General features: G+C 48.1%; 19 protein-coding genes. 1 reads left to right on the top strand and 18 read right to left on the bottom strand.

Features of this window, described 5'->3' with window-relative positions; all coding sequences use genetic code 11:
• Positions 1–41: 41 nt before the first annotated feature.
• The 7 genes from IAI47_RS14155 to IAI47_RS14185 form a co-directional block, all read right to left on the bottom strand.
• Positions 42–359: a hypothetical protein gene (locus tag IAI47_RS14155; protein ID WP_003854066.1), complete on the bottom strand. Its 318-nt coding sequence runs from the start codon at positions 357–359 to the stop codon at positions 42–44.
• Between the two features lie 138 nt (positions 360–497).
• The gene (locus IAI47_RS14160) at positions 498–923 is read right to left on the bottom strand and encodes a DUF4186 domain-containing protein (protein WP_008924986.1); all 426 of its coding nucleotides are present in this window, start codon (positions 921–923) and stop codon (positions 498–500) included.
• 11 nt (positions 924–934) lie between these two features.
• A complete protein-coding gene (locus tag IAI47_RS14165) occupies positions 935–1,207 on the bottom strand; it encodes a cupin domain-containing protein (RefSeq protein WP_003854069.1) in 273 nt (90 codons plus the stop codon).
• Between the two features lie 474 nt (positions 1,208–1,681).
• On the bottom strand, positions 1,682–1,915 hold the full coding sequence (locus IAI47_RS14170; protein WP_003854071.1) for a hypothetical protein: 234 nt from the start codon (positions 1,913–1,915) through the stop codon (positions 1,682–1,684).
• A gap of 297 nt (positions 1,916–2,212) precedes the next feature.
• Positions 2,213–3,178: a magnesium/cobalt transporter CorA gene (gene corA / locus IAI47_RS14175; protein WP_003854075.1), complete on the bottom strand. Its 966-nt coding sequence runs from the start codon at positions 3,176–3,178 to the stop codon at positions 2,213–2,215.
• Positions 3,179–3,281: 103 nt separating this feature from the next.
• Positions 3,282–4,301, bottom strand: coding sequence for a DUF481 domain-containing protein (locus IAI47_RS14180; RefSeq protein ID WP_008924985.1), 1,020 nt, complete (start codon positions 4,299–4,301; stop codon positions 3,282–3,284).
• 102 nt (positions 4,302–4,403) lie between these two features.
• Complete coding sequence (locus IAI47_RS14185) at positions 4,404–5,000, bottom strand: DUF1349 domain-containing protein (RefSeq protein ID WP_003854078.1); 597 nt, start codon at positions 4,998–5,000, stop codon at positions 4,404–4,406.
• Between the two features lie 353 nt (positions 5,001–5,353).
• Between IAI47_RS14185 and IAI47_RS14190 the strand changes: the two genes are divergently transcribed.
• Positions 5,354–5,590 (top strand): DUF2171 domain-containing protein, encoded by a 237-nt coding sequence (locus tag IAI47_RS14190; RefSeq protein WP_008924984.1) that lies wholly within the window; start codon positions 5,354–5,356, stop codon positions 5,588–5,590.
• A gap of 167 nt (positions 5,591–5,757) precedes the next feature.
• Here IAI47_RS14190 and ddpX read toward each other — a convergent pair whose 3' ends face one another.
• The 11 genes from ddpX to tssA form a co-directional block, all read right to left on the bottom strand.
• Entirely contained in the window at positions 5,758–6,339 is a 582-nt protein-coding gene (ddpX, locus tag IAI47_RS14195) for a D-alanyl-D-alanine dipeptidase (RefSeq protein WP_008924983.1), read from the bottom strand.
• Between the two features lie 225 nt (positions 6,340–6,564).
• The gene (locus tag IAI47_RS14200) at positions 6,565–7,056 is read right to left on the bottom strand and encodes a hypothetical protein (protein WP_008924982.1); all 492 of its coding nucleotides are present in this window, start codon (positions 7,054–7,056) and stop codon (positions 6,565–6,567) included.
• 182 nt (positions 7,057–7,238) lie between these two features.
• A complete protein-coding gene (locus tag IAI47_RS14205; protein WP_008924981.1) occupies positions 7,239–8,204 on the bottom strand; it encodes a hypothetical protein in 966 nt (321 codons plus the stop codon).
• A gap of 94 nt (positions 8,205–8,298) precedes the next feature.
• Entirely contained in the window at positions 8,299–9,204 is a 906-nt protein-coding gene (locus tag IAI47_RS14210; RefSeq protein WP_008924980.1) for a hypothetical protein, read from the bottom strand.
• Between the two features lie 141 nt (positions 9,205–9,345).
• On the bottom strand, positions 9,346–10,668 hold the full coding sequence (locus IAI47_RS14215; RefSeq protein ID WP_008924979.1) for a VasL domain-containing protein: 1,323 nt from the start codon (positions 10,666–10,668) through the stop codon (positions 9,346–9,348).
• Positions 10,665–13,217 (bottom strand): type VI secretion system ATPase TssH, encoded by a 2,553-nt coding sequence (tssH, locus tag IAI47_RS14220; protein WP_008924978.1) that lies wholly within the window; start codon positions 13,215–13,217, stop codon positions 10,665–10,667. The genes IAI47_RS14215 and tssH overlap by 4 nt, the downstream gene beginning before the upstream one ends.
• Before the next feature lie 49 nt (positions 13,218–13,266).
• On the bottom strand, positions 13,267–16,704 hold the full coding sequence (locus tag IAI47_RS14225; protein ID WP_008924977.1) for a type VI secretion system protein: 3,438 nt from the start codon (positions 16,702–16,704) through the stop codon (positions 13,267–13,269).
• A gap of 1 nt (position 16,705) precedes the next feature.
• Positions 16,706–17,332 (bottom strand): DotU family type IV/VI secretion system protein, encoded by a 627-nt coding sequence (locus IAI47_RS14230; protein ID WP_008924976.1) that lies wholly within the window; start codon positions 17,330–17,332, stop codon positions 16,706–16,708.
• Complete coding sequence (gene tssK, locus IAI47_RS14235) at positions 17,329–18,720, bottom strand: type VI secretion system baseplate subunit TssK (protein WP_008924975.1); 1,392 nt, start codon at positions 18,718–18,720, stop codon at positions 17,329–17,331. The genes IAI47_RS14230 and tssK overlap by 4 nt, the downstream gene beginning before the upstream one ends.
• Complete coding sequence (locus tag IAI47_RS14240) at positions 18,717–19,373, bottom strand: type VI secretion lipoprotein TssJ (RefSeq protein ID WP_187961146.1); 657 nt, start codon at positions 19,371–19,373, stop codon at positions 18,717–18,719. The genes tssK and IAI47_RS14240 overlap by 4 nt, the downstream gene beginning before the upstream one ends.
• Positions 19,370–20,425, bottom strand: a complete 1,056-nt coding sequence (gene tssA / locus IAI47_RS14245) for a type VI secretion system protein TssA (protein WP_008924973.1) — start codon at positions 20,423–20,425, stop codon at positions 19,370–19,372. The genes IAI47_RS14240 and tssA overlap by 4 nt, the downstream gene beginning before the upstream one ends.
• Between the last annotated feature and the right edge of the window lie 5 nt (positions 20,426–20,430).

The raw sequence follows: 20,430 nt of genomic DNA on the forward strand, positions 1-20,430 counted from the left end.
ACCTTTCGGTGGGTTTTTTTTAACTCTGAAACAGCAGCGAATTAGTTGGTCGCTTTGTTTTTCAGATCTTCAGCACCCTGCTTGGTTTTATCCCAGCCTTTCTCAGTGCCTTCTTTGGTTTTGTGCCAGCCCTTCTGTGTACCTTCGGTGATTTTGCTACCGGTGGTGTGGCTCTTGCCTTCAGCGGCGTGCTCAGACTTCAGCTTCAGCTCTTCGCCTTCGTTCTGGGTCTGATGCAGTTTTTCTTTCGCGGTATCAGCGCCTTTATGCGCTTCTGCAACGGTGTTGTCTGTAGTAGTAGCAGCAAATACTGGCGAGGCCAGCAAAATAGCAGACAGTGCAATAATTGATTTCTTCATAATTCCCTCTGTATTCATCGTTGCCGTGTAGGTTTTAATCCTGGCATAGCCTTCCCAGGAAAGATTTAAGAATAAACCAGGAATGAAAAAGGGCCAGTTTTCACCAGAAAAAGTGATTGATTGTAGATTTTTCGCCCACTACCAAAGCGCGAGCTGCGGATCGTCGTCTTTTTCAGGCTGATTTCGGGTCACGCGAGCAGGCGGCGCAGGCTGTTCCAGCTGTCGCGTAATCCACGCCAGTAACACCGTTACCACATACGCCTGCTGCTCAGCACTCAGCGGCTGATGCTGTCCGATATTGTGCCATTTACTCAGACAGCCACGACAGCATGTCGCGGTGGCGTGCTGGGCGATAAACACCGGATGGCCGCGCATGGGTGTCTGTTTGCCATCATTCTCAGGCTGGGCAGGCGCAAGGCGCTGTTCCACAAACCCTGCGGCGTGCTGTCTCACCACCGACTCGCCTTTGCTGTTGGCGTAATCATATTCAGCGCGTCCAAGGCGAAAACGCTGGCGGAACGGTGAGCGCGCCAGCCGGATAAAGAGATCGTCTGAAACCTTCATGCTAATACTCGTTACTCATATTTACGTCCCGCCAGATAACTGACGCCCTGCAGACCAAACGCCTCGCGATGCAGCTCATTCGGCTGCAGGTGAAATGTCTCACCGGGATGATAAGTCGTGTCGCCCTGTTCAGTACTGATAGTGATGTCACCACTGAGAATCAGTGCCAGCGCCTCAAAGGGATGGACGTGATTATCAAGCTGGGCTGACGCTGCACGTTCAACCAGCAGCGGCTCATCAAAGCCCTGTTCGGCTAACAATTTTCTGAATTCATGTTCGGTCATGGCAACACCTCAATGTGGAACAGACCCTAAGCAGTGTAGACGATCTTTATGGTTACTTATGGCACTCAACGGGTTACGTACCGTCGCGCAGGCAACGTTGTTGACCGGTCAGTCGGATGGTGTTCCTGCTCTCTTATTGTCGCTGGTTTGACATCAGGATGACAAAAAAGTGTGTTCACCATGAAAGAACAGGGCTATTGCTGATTAACTACCAATAGTCCAAAAGAGGCGTGGAGGCCCGTCGGGCACAGACGCTGCTGACTCAAACAGGACTCATTATGCTGCAATCAGACGAAAACGAACCCCGCAGCGACAGCCAGTGAATCGCAGCGTAGGCCAGTCGCATAGTGTGGCGTGGATAGCGTTATTGTCGGCGGTGGTGCCAGTAGGTTAAATGCGGCGGCAGCGTAACGGTGTGCGCACCCGACGATGGATTACTGAATGCCAACCGCCAGGCGTCTTCCCGGATGGAAACTAGTGCTGGTTGCCCATTTTTTCGGCGTAGTCGATATGTTCGGAAAGACTGGCAACCAGTTTTTTGGCCATTTCAATGGTCAGCCCCAGGAACAGCGTCTCCTGCGGGCCCTGTTCACGCGGGGCGTCGGGATCGATATAACCGAATTTGAGGACGAGTGCCTGATGCGAGCTCAGAGGACCGATATGCCAGCCGGTGATCGGATAGAAGGTAAAACGTGTAAATTCATTCACATTAATCCTGACTGTAAAAGCATAACGCTGATTGATAGTCAGGCCAGCTCTGATGATAAAACATGAGTGGAGTAGTGAGTCTGAACTAAATCGACAGGATTACAAGGGCAGCGGCAGAATAAGCGCAGCGTCAAAGGGTTCGCTTTGTGGCGGTGTCTGTTGCCTGTTCTGCCGGACCAATCCCGCGCATCTTCATGTGGACCCGCGGCAAAAACGGGCAGCTGCGTCAGTTACAGCGAAATAACACGGGTCAGGAACCGGATGACCGCCTGTGCAGCCTCTCCTGACCCGTCACGATCACAACCAGCCAGAGCGGCGCAGCCTGGCCCACAGCCCGCCGCAGGCCACCAGTGTCAGCCCGACAGCCAGCGGATAACCATACAGCGACTTCAGCTCTGGCATGTGCTCGAAGTTCATGCCATACATGCTGAATACAACTGTCGGGATCACCAGAATCGCGCCCCAGCCGGCCAGCTTTTTCACCACTTCATTCTGCTGCACCGTGACCAGCGCCAGATTGACCTGCATGGCGCTGGTCAGCATCTCGCGCATATCTTCCGCGTCGGTTACCACATGGCGGGCATGGTCCTGTACGTCACGGATATAGGCACGCAGCGGACGGGGTATCAAATCTTCATGCAGGTGAATCAGCTGATTGCAGATCTCTTCAACCGGTAGCGCCGCATTGCGCAGCGACAGCAGATGACGACGCATGGTGTAAACCGATTGCACCGACTTGCGGTCGAATTCGCTGGTAAAGAGATCGTTCTCCATCTGCCCGACCCGCTCATTCAGAGAGGTGGAGAGTTGAGCATACCGATCCACGACAAAATCGAGCAGGCAGTAAAGCGGATAGGCCGGACCAAATTTTAGCAGCGCCGGGTTTTCAGACGCCCGCTGTCGCACCGGGGTGTAGCTTTCCGATGCGCCGTGACGGATGCTGATCAGGAATTTTTTCCCAACAAAGAAATGGGACTCACCCAGCTCGCAGGTATCATCCTTAGCGCACACCGTCTTCACGACAATAAACAGTGAGTCGCCATAATGTTCGATTTTAGGTCGCTGATGGGCATTAAGCGCATCCTCAACCGCCAGTTCGTGGAGTCCAAACTCCTCTTTAATCTTCGCCATAAACTCAGCGTCTGGCTGCCACAGCCCAAGCCAGATAAACGCCTCCGGCTCTTTAATCACTTCACTGATATCATCGACCTGGACCTCTTCGCCCGCGCATCCCGGACGATACACCATGCTACTTACGATCATCTTCTGCATTCCTGTTGTGACAGTACATGGAGCTTAGCTAATGCCGGGCCTGTAACCGGATAAAAACCGTAAGGATTTGCTGCGGCGTTGCGCAATCTGCGGATTACCACTTTAGCCCAAGCCCGGTGGAGAAGATGCCTTCATTCAGGGTATCCGGTATGCCGCTGACCAGGTTGCGATGATAGCCAATATGCAGGGTTGACCAGGAAGTCAGGCTATAGCGCATTCCGACTTCCGCATCCAGCATAAATACCCCGTCATCGTCCAGCGAATGGCCGATGTCGCCATTGCTGTAAAGCGTGACCGACTTGCCCAGCAAATAGCGCTGATAGTTCCAGCGTACTGAGCCGCCAAAATGTCGCTCTTCCCTGTCATCGCTGTAGCCATACTCAAAGGCACCGCCCAGCAATGAGAGTGAGAACGCGCTGAGTTCAGTGTCCCACAGCTGATAGCCTGGCCCGGTACCGATCAGCGCCTGCCGGGAGAGATTCTCAACCCAGTCGCGCTTGTAGGTCGCGCGGGTCTGCCAGAAATACTGCTCCCTGACCAGGTAATCAAAGGCATAGCGCAGGCTGTAGTTACTGGTGTTGATGCTGTCGTTTTCCTGCTCGCGATTGAAGGTCGCGCCGATGTCATGCCGCCATTTTCCCTGGTTGAGTTTGGTGTTAAGCGCAAAACTGTAGTCATCCGTTTTGGTCGAGGCTTTTTTGACTTTGACGCCCGCATCGATGTTGCCGGTCCAGGCGAGCTGATCGGTGCGTACTTTGGCTTTCATAAACTCGTCAATACGCCTGAGGGAGACCTGCTGCTCCTGCTCGTTGCGCTCAACCCAGACATAGCCGGGATCGGACGAGCTGAGCCGCACCTGATAATGCTCACCGGTCTGTTTGTTTTCGACATTGACCGGATTCTCGCTGGCGAGCGTGCTGACCGCATTCCAGTCCAGCGTGACGGTCCCGGCATACTGTGTCTCTATACCCAGCTTGCCGTCACTGAGATAACGAATCGTGCCCGTCAGCCGGTCGCCATTATTCAGCCAGACGGTATCGGCTGCGGCCTGCTCTGCCCATCCGGCACAGCAGAAGATGACCAGCAGTCTGGTCAACAAGTTGGAACAACGCATGGCTTTCCCTGTAAAAGCGTTGTCCTGCATGGACGACGCGTCACCGCAAATTCTGACCCGACAATTAAGCCGATTCTGCGATGATAAGCAATCTGCCCAGGGTTATGACAGGTCGTGCAGTGCTTTACCGAGCGGCGGAGTCAGCGCGAAATCCATAAAGCTAACCCCCAGCCCTTCGCGTTCGGGCGAGCAGCCCATCACGCCGACAAAACGCCGCCCCTGACCCGGCCACGGGCAGAGTCGCAACAGCGGCCATATCTCTCCATCAGTGGAGTACTGGATCCTCAGCGCGGCATTTTCCAGCGTGGCTCGCATCCAGAACTGACGCGCATCGCCTGGAAAAACGCCGGTAGACCAGTCAGAAAACTCACGCGTGACCACGCTGCCAATGGCGGGCTGGTCATCGTTGAACTCAATACCCGCTTTAACCCAATGCGTTTCACTGTCCTGAATGAACAGACCAGCCTGATCATAGAGCTGACTGAATTCTGCCCTCACCTGCACCTGAACGGTGAAGTCGTTTTCTACCCAGAAGCCAAAGGCGTGGCCGCTGTGCCGTTCGAAGCCGTACCAGGTGCGCTGCCAGAAATCACTGTTTAATGCGGTTTCGAACTGCAACGTATTGCCATCCAGACTGTGTACCGGCGGCTGATTAATCCAGACGCCGCCTTCGGTGGTCAATGAACTGACTGCTGTCATAGGGACTCCTTTCTGTACGTTAAACCGCCCGCGATCAGGTTGCTCTACCGCAAGGCGATGGGTCTGATTATCATAGCCTTGTTGTTAAACGCGCGGCAGACTCACGCAGCTAATCTGATTAAAGTGATGTGGCAGATGAACAGGTCAGAATGCCTGATGCAACAGACAAATTCGCCTTATCTGCGGTTTCGCTTATTTTTCTTTCACACACTTATGAGGGGAAATAATATCGACCAGGACCAGTGCACTTAACTATTTCATTTTGTTAATCGCCTGGCTAAAAACGTATTTAACTACCAGGCTTGTTTTGTCTGAGGGCAACTTAACTCATCAAATATAAGGATTAAGCCACCATGGTAGATAAATCAGAGATTCTGGATCACGCACAGGTTGTTGATGTAAATGGCGAACATGTCGGTATTGTCGACCATTTTGAAGGCGACGACAAAATTAAACTGGCGAAAAGCGACCCTGAAGCAGGCGGCAAGCACCACATTATTCCATTCAGCTGGGTTAAAGAAGTGGATGACAATAAAGTCATTCTCTCTAAAGCCAAAGCGGATGTTGAAAGCGAGTGGCAGTCTACATAAATCGTTAGCCGTGGCGCCTGCCACGGCTTATTTTTATTACTCCAGAAAACCGCTGTAAATGACAACGTCATTCCGCCCTTCCCGAATTTATTTAATCACTCTGCTTATATTAAACAGCGCGATACGCATCTCCCTGCACTCATTATACCCCTCCTGTTTATAACGCTTCAGATGTTGATATTTTCAGCATGAGACGAGGAATAACAGTGAAACACACCGTCAATCAGAGGATAGTTCTCTGAACCGGGCAATTCAAAATGCCACCATTCGGTTGCAATACTGCTGAAGCCACCGCCCAGCATGATGGCATTAAGCATTAGTCGGTTGCGCTGTGCCTGAACAGGCACCGCAGGATGATAAGGATGAGAGTACTCACTCATCTCATCGAAGCCGGTGCCCATATCCACGATCTCACCGCGCTCATCGATCAGCGTCACGTCTACCGCCGTTCCGCGACTGTGGTTTGATCCACGCGAAAGCGGCACAACATAGTCAGGATTCGGACAGGCCTGCCATAAAATAGCCTGCGCAGCAGGTGGCCGATATGCATCGAGGATCAGCATCTTATAGCCCGCCACACCGGCGATATTGATACATTTTGCCAGCGCTTTCGCCGCATCAACGTGCAGCAGACAACGCGCGTCGCGATAGATCGGCTTACCGGTGAGGTTGTCAGCGGTGGCATATTTGAGATCGATGGCTGACTGAGGAAAGGCCTCAGCGATATTAACAAGACTCTGACTTTCCATGATGGGGTGCTCCTTGTTCATAAAATTTTAGGGTTCAGGTATCTTTGCTAACGCATTCTTCCAGACCGTAATGAACGATCTATTTCCTTTACCAATTCTGAGGTATTTGCAGGCATTTGCCAGATTCTGTAGTGAATGAATCTTTCTGGCACTCCTAGACATCCTGCTTTTCAAAAAAAACAGTAGTCTAAAAAATTACATGCCTATCATTAACAAAAAATTACTTCAAAAAATCTCATTAAACTTACTTTTAGGCAAGAGTAATTTTACTGCCGGAATAAAATTAATATCAATGAGTTCTGCTTTTGGCATATAATGACCACTGTTATTCGACCAGCTTTTCAATACGCCATTAATAAAATCCACTTCACCCGCAAAAAACACATCTTTATCAAGACATATTGAAGTATGGCCCTGTATTGGTTTGATAATATCAGAAGCAAACGTCCGGTAACCATCAGGTACGCCACAGAAGACCTTTCCTGGCGAGAAAGAGGGAATAACAAATAAAAATCGCCCATGAGGTTTCGGGATATTAACTTTCCTTTCAGGCATCACAGGGACAAAAAAATAATCATTGTCAGACAACCTCCTTAGCTCAAGGATTTGCTCTGGGCCCGCAGGTTCTTGTAAGGATAAAAATGAATTGATTGTCTTCATTTTAGCACGATGATTAAATATATTTTTTAACTTATCACGTTGAGTGCTTGTTAACATAAACATTACCTTTTATAGAAAAATAAAAGCATCCACCAGAAAAAAATAAGAGAAACCTCACCCTGAAAACACCGCCATATTCTTCTTAAAAGCTAAAAAACCAAAAGAAGATATTTATGGAGTGTATGTTTTAACCCCAGCATTTTCAGGTGTGATATCAAACATGTTATTAAAATTATGCCTTAACGTTGCAATTTATGAACATCTGTTAAAAAGGGTATTTCCTTATCGGTATCTGGCGCAGGAACCTCTTTTAATTTATAGATAAACGCGCCGTATGTAGCACCCAGATAACGTATTTTTTCATAAGTATTTACTGGACAGACCTGAAAATAAACTTCTGGCGGATATAACACTTCACCTTCATCAATCCAGGCTGATATTTCTGCACCAGAGTATCCCTCCACGATAAAGACAACTTTTTTATCTCCTTCAGAAACAGATCGGGAATCATATTTTCCTGCGGAAAACTCTCTGGCAACAAGCTGATATGTGGTAGTGGAAAGAAATTGATCTGTGGTTACAACGGTAGAATGCTGACTGTAATAATCGAGCAAAGTCACAAACTGTGATGACGCCAGAACGCCACGAAACGTTGTCCCTTTTCTTTTTCTTTCCAATAGCAGATTTTTAAGCAGTAATGTTGAAAAGCCCGCAGACAACCTGCCCTGTAATCTCATGCTTCTTACAGTAAAATCAAGGCTAAACCCATAACCTCTGGCAGCTTCTTCGCTTTCACGCCTGAACTTTTCAATGACATCCTCCATACTCATGGTAAGTGGTTCAGACACAAGCCGCTGAACTGGATTGAGACGTCGTCTTAAGGGCGTATTATAGTAATTACCTGAAGTAACATAGGTTGCTACTAATGCCCTGTGAAGGGTTTTTATGGGGCTGATTGCTTTTTCTTTTTTTACAACCATCCGGTTTCGCACTATAAAATCCTTTTTACAATACCCTTTTGATATAGCCATACTTCTTATTTTTGACTGAATAACATTATCACTACCCCCGAAATCCCAGTTGCATTCTTCAAACTTAACTTCGCAGTTAGTATATTTTGGGAAATAACACATAATCAATGCCTGTAGTTCCAATGCCTTGTTTACCTGCAATGGATTGCCGGCCACACACTTTTTTTCATCCATACGTATCTCCTTAATAATTAACGGATAACAGGGCTGGCAGGAACATTCTCCCGGCACCTTATGAATAATCAGTAAAATGTTAAAAATTTAGCTTTCATCTAAGCACATAAGAGCTACCATCAACTGTTATAAACCCTGCTTTTTCAATGTGATATGAAAACTTAAGCCTCCTTAATCCAGGATGTCTTCCCATCGGAAATAGAAGTCTGTTACTAGCATTAATCCTGAGGATTTTTTTTATAAACTCCATGTCCTCTTCAAATTTTGACAGTGTTTCTTCGTCATATTCCCCTTTGATCAAAAGCTTTATAAGATAATTTGGTCTGAATGAAACCCCTATTAGCTTTATCATTTCAGTACATGGGAAGTCCATATACATCCGTACGCCTGTCTTCCCCACAAGAAGTATTTCGTTATAATTACCCGCACTGGAAACAATTTTTCTCAAGAATTCATTTGGATGACGTAAAATATTATAAGGACCAGACATTTTGAAACCATGATCATTAGGTCTTTCTATCCCTTTAAAAATACTTTCGGTCAATGCCGCTTTATCCAGAACACGTCCATGCGGAACATTACCTTCAAGCCCTGAAAAATTATTGAATCTCACATCACTATGATGCGTACCCAAAATATTTTGTACCGGAACACGAAGATTGAGTTGAATATCCAGAGGCACCCGACCTTCCATAATACCGTTAGAATTCGACACTGCACCTGTACAACAGGCAGATATAACATCCCATGATGATAGAACCACTTCTACAGTCTTTGTTAAAAAAGGTGAGTTTGTGTTCTTTTTTCCAATGGCAGAAACGCTTCCGCGGGAAGAGATACAGTGTGCGATCATTAAATCTGGTCTTGCTTTTTTATTTAATTCATAATCCCATGCCCGTAATATATCGCTATTAATCTTTTCTCTTTCGTTTCTAACCTGAGTTCTCTCACTGAATTTTTTTAAACATTTCTTTGAAATACTTCTATCAAAGTTTATCATTTTAAATCTCATGTTTAGTATAATTTTACACGGGTGATGCTAGCTTAGTGTTGCCAGCCACCTCAAAATAACAAAATCAAATCAGCTTTATTTTTTCAGAAAAAACATTACGTTCATTAAAGAGCATAATCCTTTTGGGACTTAATGATTTTCTTGTGCTGGCTTATCATTTTGGTTCACTGACAATACATACAAAGCATTTAAAGCAGACAAGGTTTTTGCAACAGACTCCAGAATTTCTTTACGGCTGCCTTCTTTATCCTCTGCTGAATATCTAAGCAGTTCTTCTGGTGGTACGCCTGAACTTTCCAGTTTTCTGCGTATTTTCCAGGAAAAGCTTTTCAGTTCAGAAATCGTTAAATATCCTCCTTTTTTCTGTTCTGCATTGGCCAGTTTTAAATCAAATTCGTCCAGATCGGCAGTAACCTCTTTGTAGTTCCACGTTGAGGGTAAAATGTTAGCCTTAGCCTGCAGTTTATACTTCCATTTCTGACTGACTGAATTATCAGGCCATGCATTTTCAAGACGCTGAGCAAGAATATCGCCCTTGCGAAGTAATTCATCGTTTGGACGATCCGCAATCCATGTCAATAATGACGCCGACTTATGCAATATTTCATCACGATGACTTTCCAGTTCTTCCTTATCTATCCCCTGCCATGCTAATGCTGTCAGTGCATCGTCACCCGGAAAATCCTGAAGTACCCCAGCAAGCTTTTCGGTAACTCCTGGTTTTTCCATGTATCTGATGCCGGACATTAACAGCATGGTCGCCAACATACCGCCAATAATACCTGCACATCCAGCCTGAATAAGATGCTTTCTTTTTATGCTGCTCCCCTGGACAGAGGAATTGGTTTTAATATTGATCGGAGATAATTCTGGCCGTATATCTTTATCAATTTTTAAATGTGCAAGGCTTAAAATCAAAGAAGAAGATGCTTTACTGCGAACCTGAAGAAAATAATGCATATTTTTTAAAGAGTTTCTGCAACGCGCATCCGTTTTCACCGCTTCGTCATAAAGCAGTGCAATACTTTCAGCAATACTACTGGCCATGGCCGTAAAATTATCATCACAGTCAAGCTGGTAAATACTGGTCACTACGTGTGTATTCAGCCATTCAAGCAGATATCGTCGTCGATCCGAATCGACGACCGGAGGCCAGCAATATTCGGATGCCTTGCCGCGCCATACTCTAACCAGGATATTGAGTCCCTGCGCCAGACCTCTCCAGCCGTCCAGCTTTAAGCTCATCAGACAGAACCAACACCCACTCTGCAAATCATACCCATACTTACGCCAGTATGCCCGGCACTGGCTATCCAGCGTTTTCCATTCACTTTCACTCATCCTGCGAATATCTGCATTCTGCATGGACCAGTTGATTTCAAGAAACTCCGGGCTCTGTCTCGGATCTTTTTTATTAACTTTTAGCGCCTGAAAACCAGTGCCTGAGTTCATTTTCTTTTACTCTGTCGATCTGTAACGATGGCAAGATCTTTTCCCGTAACCTGCACCAGGATATGCAGGTTTCCGCTGCCGTCAGCTTCGAGCAAATAATCGGTCACCAAAGGCAACAGGCTTTGATTGATTACAGTATCAACATCACGCGCGCCACTTTGCCTGACATGACAGCGGTCAGCGATATACCTCACTACTGCAGGACTGTAACTGAGAGATCTCTTCTCACCGTCTCTGCCAGAAAAGCGCAGGCTGATTTTTCTGAGCTTCGCGTTGATAATATTATTAAGCGCCTGGGCACTGAGCGGTAAGTAAGGGAGCAGGGTCAGACGCCCCATAAACGCCGCTGGAAATACGCGGCTGAATTCAGGTCGTATCTGGCGGACTAATGCATTGATATCAGGAGATTCCTTTTCTCCTGCCGCCATAATTACATCATCAGCCAGATTACTGGTCAGAATGATGAAGGTGTTGCGAAAGTCGATAGTTTGCCCTTCACTGTCCTCCATGACCCCTTTGTCAAATACCTGATAGAAAAGTTCGATCACATCTCTGTGTGCTTTTTCAACTTCATCAATCAGAACAACGCTATAGGGTTGTCGACGCACAGCCTCAGTCAGTACGCCACCCTGTCCATAGCCGACATAGCCAGGGGGAGAGCCTTTCAGGCCGGCGACAGAGTGTGCCTCCTGGTACTCAGACATATTCAGCGTTATCAGCCCTCTACTTCCGCCGTACAACATTTCTGCCAGGGCCAGTGCTGTTTCTGTTTTACCTGTCCCGGAAGGTCCGGCCAGCATAAAGACGCCCATTGGCTTTAACGGATCGGCAAGACCCGCCCGACTGGTTCGAATCTGCCGGACAATTGCCTCAAGCGCATGTGATTGTCCGGTAACCCGTTCGCACAAACGTTCATACAGAGTATTCAGCGGCCCCTGTTTTTGCTCCAGGATTTGTTCCACCGGAATCCCCGTCCACCCGGCAATAATTTCTGCAACGCATGCCGCATCAACACGCTCGAAGACCATAGGTTGCTGTTTGTGCATTACAGACAGTTTCTGCCGCAGGCTTGCTTGCTGCTCAGAATTTTGGCATTGAGCAATCCGGGCAACCAGGCTCTGCTGTTCTTTCCATACCGGAGTTAGAATGGTCAGGTCTTGTTTGATTTCAGCTTTACGTTGATCCAGCCAGGCAATACGTGTTGCACATCCACTGTCCAGAGAGAGGCTACGGCGCTCAAGTGAGATATTCCTCAGCATGACATTCAGATCTTCAATCTCTCGTGGCTCGTCGCTCTGGGACAAAGCCACCCTGGCACAGGCCGTATCCAGCAGCGTGACTGACTTATCAGGCAACTGCCGGCCCGGAAGATAACGGGCAGAGAATTCAACAGCAGCCACGATTGCCGAATCAGGGACTGGAATACCATGATGACTGCTGATGGCGGGTACAATCGACCGCAGCATATTAATTGCCGTGTCCCGGTCGGGTTCCGTCACCCTGACTATCTGAAAGCGGCGGGCAAGCGCAGCATCCTTTTCAAAATATTTTTTGTACTCGGACCACGTTGTAGCACCGATCATGCGTAACTCTCCCCTTGCCAGGGCGGGTTTTAGCAGGTTGGCCGCATCGTTCTGGCCCGCAGTCCCTCCTGCTCCAACCAGCATATGTGCCTCATCAATAAAAAGAATGATCGGCACGGGGTGTGACTGAATGTCACAGAGCAGGCTTTGCAGCCGATTTTCAAATTCACCTTTTACGCTGGCTCCAGCCTGTAACAGGCTGAGATCAAGTGACATGATATCCATTTTTTTCAGTGCGTCTGGTACGGTACCGCTGACGATGCGCTGCGCTAATCCCTCAACCAGTGCTGTTTTACCGACGCCAGGTTCACCCGTCAGGATTGGATTGTTCTGACGCCGACGAAGTAATACATCTATCATCTGGCGGATTTCATTCTCACGCCCTGTAGCGGGATCCAGCTCTCCCCGGCGCGCTTTCTGAGTCAGATTATGGGTGTATTTCAGCAATGCAGGCCCACCAGATGGCACACCTTCTTCCGTGTTATCTTTTTTCTGGCCCGTACCTGAGTATTCAGCCATGAGTGCGTCAGCCTTCAGCACGTCACAATGCAGTGCCTGACGAACCTCTGTCGGAAGAGGCAACGTAACATCGTCCGGGTCAGCAAGCAGACAACCAATAAACGCCGTGGCAGGAAGATGCCGCTGATGCCAGCAAATGCTGGCATGCAGCCATGCTTTCTCAAGATGCCGGACAAGGGACTCAGACAGTACGGGTCCACAGGTATTGCCGCTGCGCTGCTGGTTCAGACTATGCGTCAGCGCGTCTGCCAGCTGGTCCCCTCTGAGCCCCGCCCCCAGACACAGCTGTTCAAGCAATACCGTCTGAGTAGTGATTAGCGCCAGCAGTAAATGCTCAACACTCACCTCATGGTGAGTCCGGCTAACGGCCTGACTCACTGCCGCATTCAGGCAGTACCGCGCATCGGCAGAAAAGACTTCCGTAATTTTTTTCAAATACTGACTCATCTTTTTTTCCTGATTTTTATACTAAATGAACAGTTCATCCGACAGCTGGTCAGGGGCAACTTGCAATTTTTGCAGGAAGGCGGGAAAGCAGGTGTTTCTGCGGTTCAGAAAAGCGTCCATCGCCGGATTGAATGAGAGACGCTTGCTGCGCGCTATTATTCTCATCAAGTGCGTGTTCAAGCGCCTGCCATTGCCGCCAGGTCTCCTGAACATCAGCCTGGCTGGCTGGCTGATAGCGAACCATAATTTGTTTAATACCCTGCGCACGCAATAATGCAGCCTGGTCGGAAAAATCCTCCGCCTGATAAGTGTGCTGCCCTTCTGCTATATCGTTGAGGAAATCTGGCCAGGCACTCTCTCCTGTGTAGTTATATTCAAGGCTGAAGCCGGGAAACTGAATAAGCTGTGCCACCCGGCCGCAATGACCCGGCCGCCATCTGAAAAGCGCCTGTTCATCGAAGTTCATACTCTTCAGTACCCAGCGTTGATCGTCACAAAAAAGAGTAAGTTTTGTGCCGACAGGCATTAGCCCGGCACCACCAGGTACTGTGGCTGGCAGGCTATGCAGGCTCAGTTCTCTGGGCGTGCTCTCCAGCTGTTTCTGCTTATCTTCGAGACTTTTCTGCTGGGCTCTGAGCAGGGCTAATTTGTCATCCTTACGGGTTTTATCCCGCTCAGGCATGGGCAGCAAATCATCGGGATTGAGTTCCGCGTTTATCAGGGAGATAAACGATTGGCTCAGCTTTATATGCTGGCCTTCAAATTTGCCTGCTTCAGCACCGTTCTTACCGATAGCGAGAACATGTTTTGCTGAATCACGCATAAAGGAGGAAATATATTGGTGTGCGAGAGCCTGTTGTGCCGGATAGTCTATTCGCCTGGCGTTCTGCTCCAGTGGCCATAGCACCGTGCTTTGCCATTGATGCTGTAACCAGCATCCACTCTGTTGCATGGCATGAGCGATTATCAATTTTTTATCCTGCCCATACAGTGTCCAGACCGCGTCAACACCGGCATCTGGCGTCACAGAGATGAGGTTTTTACGCAATGCAGTGAAACGCTTACTCAGTGCAGGAAGTGGATTGTTTTCGTTTCCCTGAACAGGGGCAAACAGACCTGACGTCAGCAAGGGAGTATCTGATGGCGAATTAAGTGCATCTGATACGGCAGAATGTAAACTGCTCTGCCAATCCGTCCACGACTGTGCCTGTAAGCCCGCGTCAGTAATAACCTGAGCGCCCTTGCCCTTTTTAAGCCACTCCCCGAAGACAAAATCCAGCTCCTGCTTGCGCTGACTGAACTGTCGAACCAGCGTTCCTGAAACACTGTTCGTCTGCAATTCAACCAGCTTTCGCAGCTGTAACAGCCAGGGCGAAGCGTCAGCATGACTGATGTCTGCAAGCTGCTGATTTACCATACGCGCAAGGCCTGTTGCAGGACTGTTTCCCTGGGCAATATTGAGCAAGATATCAGACCACTGTTGCTCACTCAGATCCGAAACAGGCAGTCTGTTCAGCTGTATAATAAACTTAATCCAGGCCGACTGACGTAGTGCAGGCAGGCGTTGTTCAAACCGTGCCAAGGCGGGTAAGTCTATTTTTTTACCTGCTGCGTAGTGAATCTCTTTCAGCCAGCGGTAAATTTGTTGCGTCCCCTCCGCTGTCCAGATGCCATCAATGCTAACTTTGTCACCACTTCCTGGAAAAAAGCTTCCCGAACGTACAGGCGAAATCTGCTGAGTTGATGCCAGCAGCCATCGCCACTGTGGATCGTCACTGACAAGTTCACCCAGTAAACGTCTTAAACGGGATATCTGTTGTTCTCCTCCATTACGCAACAAAAGTGCACGCTGGAGCAGCAAACTCTGGCGTGGAGTCAGGGAAATATCGCTAGTCATCATTGTCAGGGCAGGAGATATCGGTGACTTTCCTGATGACGAAGCCAGTGCGTTGCCGTTCAGAAGGCTTTCTTTTGCCACAACAGCACGAGCAAGTTCCAGGATGAGTTCACGTTGTTTTTCCGGAACGGCCAGTTTGAAATCCTGGTGGTAACGGCTGATAACCTCGCGATCATCCTGATAATGAATCACCGAATAGGATAATATCCTATCCTCAATCTCGGCCTGGCGGGAATAAAGCACACTTATGAAAGGTAAATAGCGGACCGGATGCTGAAGAGCAGCATCAATCGATTCCAGCTGAGAAAGAGAGCTAATTACATCACTGCTTTTATCGGTATCAACAACATGAAAGGTCATTGTCGCGCTAATCAACAGCAGAAATGTAACTATGCTCGCGATAAAAAGCGTTCCCCAGCGGCTCAAAAAGCCGCGGACAGGGCATGTGTATAATATTTTGCTGTTGCTACTGATAAATGGCAGCGTTCTGGAAAACAACTCTCCTGTAAAATAACTCTTTCTCTCATTTGATGTGTTGCTAACAGGTTCTGTTGCCGTAAACCAGATCCCGCCTAATGCCGGGACCGTAGAGTCTGAACTGACATCATCCCCACAGATGGACGCAATATATTGATGCAATACAGGCTGAAGCGACTGCATCTGCTCAGGCATGTCCAGCAGAAAAAGTGTATCAGCATCAGGCTTTGCTCCGGAAAACATGCTGATACGCACGTTATTTAGCCCCTCTCTCATGGCATCGAAAAGGGGACTGAGGAATGAGGGATCACGGCTATCAATCGCGGGAGGCGTGAGCCAGAAATATCCCAGAGGCTGGTGCTGTTGTTCTGATGATAGCGCACTTATCCAGCGGCTGAATCCCGGGATATTTTCACACTCTGTCACCAGGACATAAACCGGCAAACGTCTTCTGGTTTTATTCAGCAACGGCTCCAGGCAAGCACGTATACGCCTCCCCCTGATGACAGGCGGCTCATCGCGAAGATTCAGCAATTCGGTAACAGAAATGCAGACGACAACGCCGGCCGGCGGCGGAGCCGCATGAAACCAGCTCGCAGTTCGTTTCCAGACTTTTTTCACACATCCGGACTCAGAAAATAGTCCGGGCAGTTCCAGAAATGACAGTGGCTGGAAAAACCACCACCGCAGGGTTCGGGCTGGCGTGATCTCCCGATTTTCCCGACATCCCGAAGCTGGCATCATCTCTGACCCCGACAGCAGGGTTGAATGACTGTTGCCTGCTGCGGTAATAAAAAACCAGGGATAGACCTTATTTATTCTTTTGGCTTTTTTTAATCTACGTACGCCCGATCTCCAGTGTGTATACAGGATCCGTTCTGTACGGGAAAATACATGGCGGGAAAAAAGCTTCTGAAAATAATCCTGTTTTTGCAAGGCGGATAACGATTTCCGAAGCAGACTAACCAGACAAACAGAAAAAATAAAAAAAAACCATAAAACAATGGCGTAAACAAGAGATATTTCCATCCATACTGACAGGAAAAGGCAAAAGATGAAAAGAATGCACAGCAAAACCGCCCAGATTATAACGGGAATTATCTTTTTTAACATATTAGTTCCGGATTAACAGATGCAGTCCTGAAAGAGTTGTCAGATAAAAAATAGCACCAAATAAAAACAATGATGTTTTGTTATGAAAAAAACGCAACCTCTGAAAAGACTGGCGCGAATTTAATTCGACGTCCGTTGCTATAATTCTCGCAACACCGGGCCAGGACTGCCATTCATCTGGAAGACATTTCCTTTCATCACTGATACGCAACTGTAATTCATCGCTCCTCTTATGAGCATACTTCCCCTGGAAACCCATGAGCAAACAAAAAAGGTAAACCTGCCTCAGGTCCTTATTCACTAAATCAATTCTATCAAGACGGGTGTAAAATTCCTCGCCCCCGATCGCCGTCCGGAACCTTTGACTTTGCAGCATGCTGGTGCGCCATTCATTTACCCAGTCCGGTGACGTTTTTAATACCATTTCATCAAGCCATACAATCACCGCAAAATGTGAATCCTCACAGTCCTGCAGGCTGTATAATAATTCTGAGTTCAGCATAGCCTTATCCAGCAATGTAATGCACTCATTTCTGAAATGATTACAGTCAGGATAATCCTCGGGCGTCAGACTGAACTTTATTCCCATACTGAACACAGGTAGATAATGATTTAACAGAGAATTCATTCTGCCCCCGTAAAAACCAGCTGCACTTCCAGGTCATCCGGCATTTCAGGAAAATAAAACGCAACCTCCCCATTTTCAGCTACAGAACGCCACTGGTCAGAATTGTGGTGTATGTGAAAATAATAATAATCGTTGCGAACAGGCACTCCCCGAGGTGGATTTTCGCAGGCGGTGAGCGCTACCCCTGGCAAAGCATGTCGAATCAATCCGTCAATCGTATTACCCGAGGCAAGCTTAAAGCCTGCCGCACTGAACTGACCACTTTGGCTCAGGATTTTTTCCGAAGTACGTAATAACAATAAAACATCGCCTTTCTTCAGTTCCTGATTTTTCGTTATCTCTCCACAAAATATGCCATTCTCATTTTTCAGCTTTATATACGTGCTGTCTTCAAGCACCAGGCTGTTCATAAGCATAGTTAACGTCGTTCTCAGACGATAAAATGAGTCAAATAGTTTTTCATGATCATAATACAGGGCGATATTTTCCTCCCCTTTCCATTCTCCCAGACAATTACAACAATCACTGAATGAGGAAAGTTCGCCGACAAGCTGACTCAGTAAATTATAAATACTCCAGGGATGTACCTGAGCAGCCGCCATGTAATTTTTCAGCACGGGTAATGCGCGATTAAGAGAGCGCATAGTCATCAGTTGAATTAGCTGATCGCTCCGTTCCTGACGGCTGACCAGCTGTTCCGGACGCTTATATTCTTCGAGTTTCCGGGTTCTGGCTCCGATTTCGAACACAAGGCTCTCAATGAGCTTATGCAGTGAGGGGCTGCCACAGAGCGTAACGGCAGGAGGTGAAAACATTGAATCAAAGACCACTTGCTCACCCTCATGACACAACCTTACCAATGGGATGCATTCACAGTTGGTTGCGGCCTCTTTTTCCTCGCTCGTCAGCAACAAAACATTATATAAGATACGGTTTACTTCAGTTTCAGGACCGCTACCATGCACGTCTTTCATCAGAGGAGCGTTTGCCATACTCAGCCAGCGAGTTACCACATGGCTGTTTTCCTTTTCTGGCAACGTCACATTACAGTGGGCAGCGTCAAACCGCGGTAATGCCAGCCATAACGTTAAAGGATGATCGCGAAGTTTCCAGGCATCACGAAAGTTTCTTTTTTGAATACGACAGTTTCCGGGGTACGTCAGATAATCTCCACCCGGAAGAAAGAAACTAATGCTATCAACACTCATGACATAATCGTTCAGAGCAGCCCTGTTCACAGACATCTCACTAATCCCGTAGTTATAAGGTTGCGCCTGCTGCCGATGACGGGCATGCAACCATGCATAATGGAGATCGAGCGACTGTAAATGTTGAGGTTGCAGATAAAGTCCAGAATGCCAATAGATCTGTTGTTCTTCAGCGTTCATTGTTTATCTGCTCCGCTATTTTTTGTCTCAGTCAGATCAATGTCAGGCAGGCTGACATCCGGAGCCTGGCTTTGCTGAACGTTTTTCTGTATGCTGATAATTCCCTCACTTCCCAGCGTGATTGCCAGAGATAATGGTGAAAGTTCGCGATGCCAGACGGGATTCAGCCATCCTGTCTTGTATTTCCTTACAGGAATATCTTCCTGGATCTGGTGCTGTTTACCCGGGAATGGGTAGTACCCTGCAATCAGCGCCATGTATCGCGTGTGCATTGCCCTGTCGACATGCAACGTGGTTGTCTGTCCCGGCATCATGGTGTAACGATCAATCTGTAAAACTGCGTGGCCGTTTGCCGCATCCGTCCCGACTCCTGCCCCCGCAAACAGGCTCTTTACTTTCACAGGATTGATGAGTATCTGTTCAAGCGTTTCGGCTTTTGCAGCCTGAAGCACTAAAATAGTGCAACTGTTGGCCATGCCGTTGACCAGATTCAGGTCAGGCCTGGCATTTAGCGTTACGCTAATGGCTCCAGCTGAAAACGGCGCTGACAGATCTGGTTTCGCTGAATTTTGCAAACTGCTCTGATGTCCCGCACAACCTGACAACATCCATATCAGGCTGAAACAGCACAGATTTTTCCCTTTTATAATCATTCCTTCCCTGGCCCCGTTAGCACGTTATTAATATCCTGAAGAGTGTTGTTATCACTCAGCATCTCTTCCAGCCATTCCGTCAGCGTCATGTCAGCCCAGCGGGCAGCTCGCTCCATTAAAAATGGAACCGGACTCGAGGGCTCAGACTGACGAAAAAAATGAGCAATCGTTAACATCTGGGTGATCGCCAGATCGCGAGACATTTGCTGATTGCCTGATCCTGAAGCCAGCTCATTGGTTTTTAACACAGGCTGTTCGTCATTCCGTGCGAGAACATTAAGCGACATGACATCTTCGCTGGTTGGTGTCACTAACCCGGCCAGTCGTTGTGAAAATGCCTGCAGGTCATTAATTCCCTGAGCTGTCTGCCCTAGTGCTGGTCCTTCTTTTTGCGGATTCAGCGTCTGATATGTGGCTTCAAAATCTGCAAGACATACTGACAGCAGTAACAATTCATCAGACAGTCGTGCTAACTTTTCCGCTGACTGCCGGGAGGCCCAAAGGTGAAACGTTTCGGCTGAAAAATCCTCGCTGCCGCGTTCACCCGGAGCCATTGACGCCTGATGTTCATAAGCCAGTACCTTCCGCCAGTATTCGAGCGTGCTTTCAGGCTGACTGAGCAAAGGAAGCTGAATAATCAGATCAGACAGTTGCCGATCAAGCCGGCTGACGATGGCATGACTAATCAACAGGCCATCGTCATCGTCTTTCCTGGGCCAGCCACTGTCCCAGTAACGGGCAACAAAACGATGCAGAAAAGCAAGGCCTTCCCTGATACCGACAATCCCGTATTGCTGGCTGGTCCCTTCAACCAGCCAACAGGCGACCTGCAAGTCTTTACTGGTTTCACGCAGTATTGATGCGCTAAGACGTATTACTTTTGGCCAGTCGGCTTTACGCAGGGGTGTCCGCCATTCGTCCTGTGGCAGAAAGTCCGGATCGCTCTCACGCGCCTGACGGATCTCTTCATATACAGATTCATATTCCATGCATCTGCCCGCTGGCTGCCCTCCGGGCAGGGGCAAGAGAAGCTCGTCTAAATCAATTTTCATCCCTA

The organism is Pantoea sp. MT58 (genome assembly GCF_014495885.1).
GTDB classification, from domain to species: domain Bacteria; phylum Pseudomonadota; class Gammaproteobacteria; order Enterobacterales; family Enterobacteriaceae; genus Pantoea; species Pantoea eucalypti.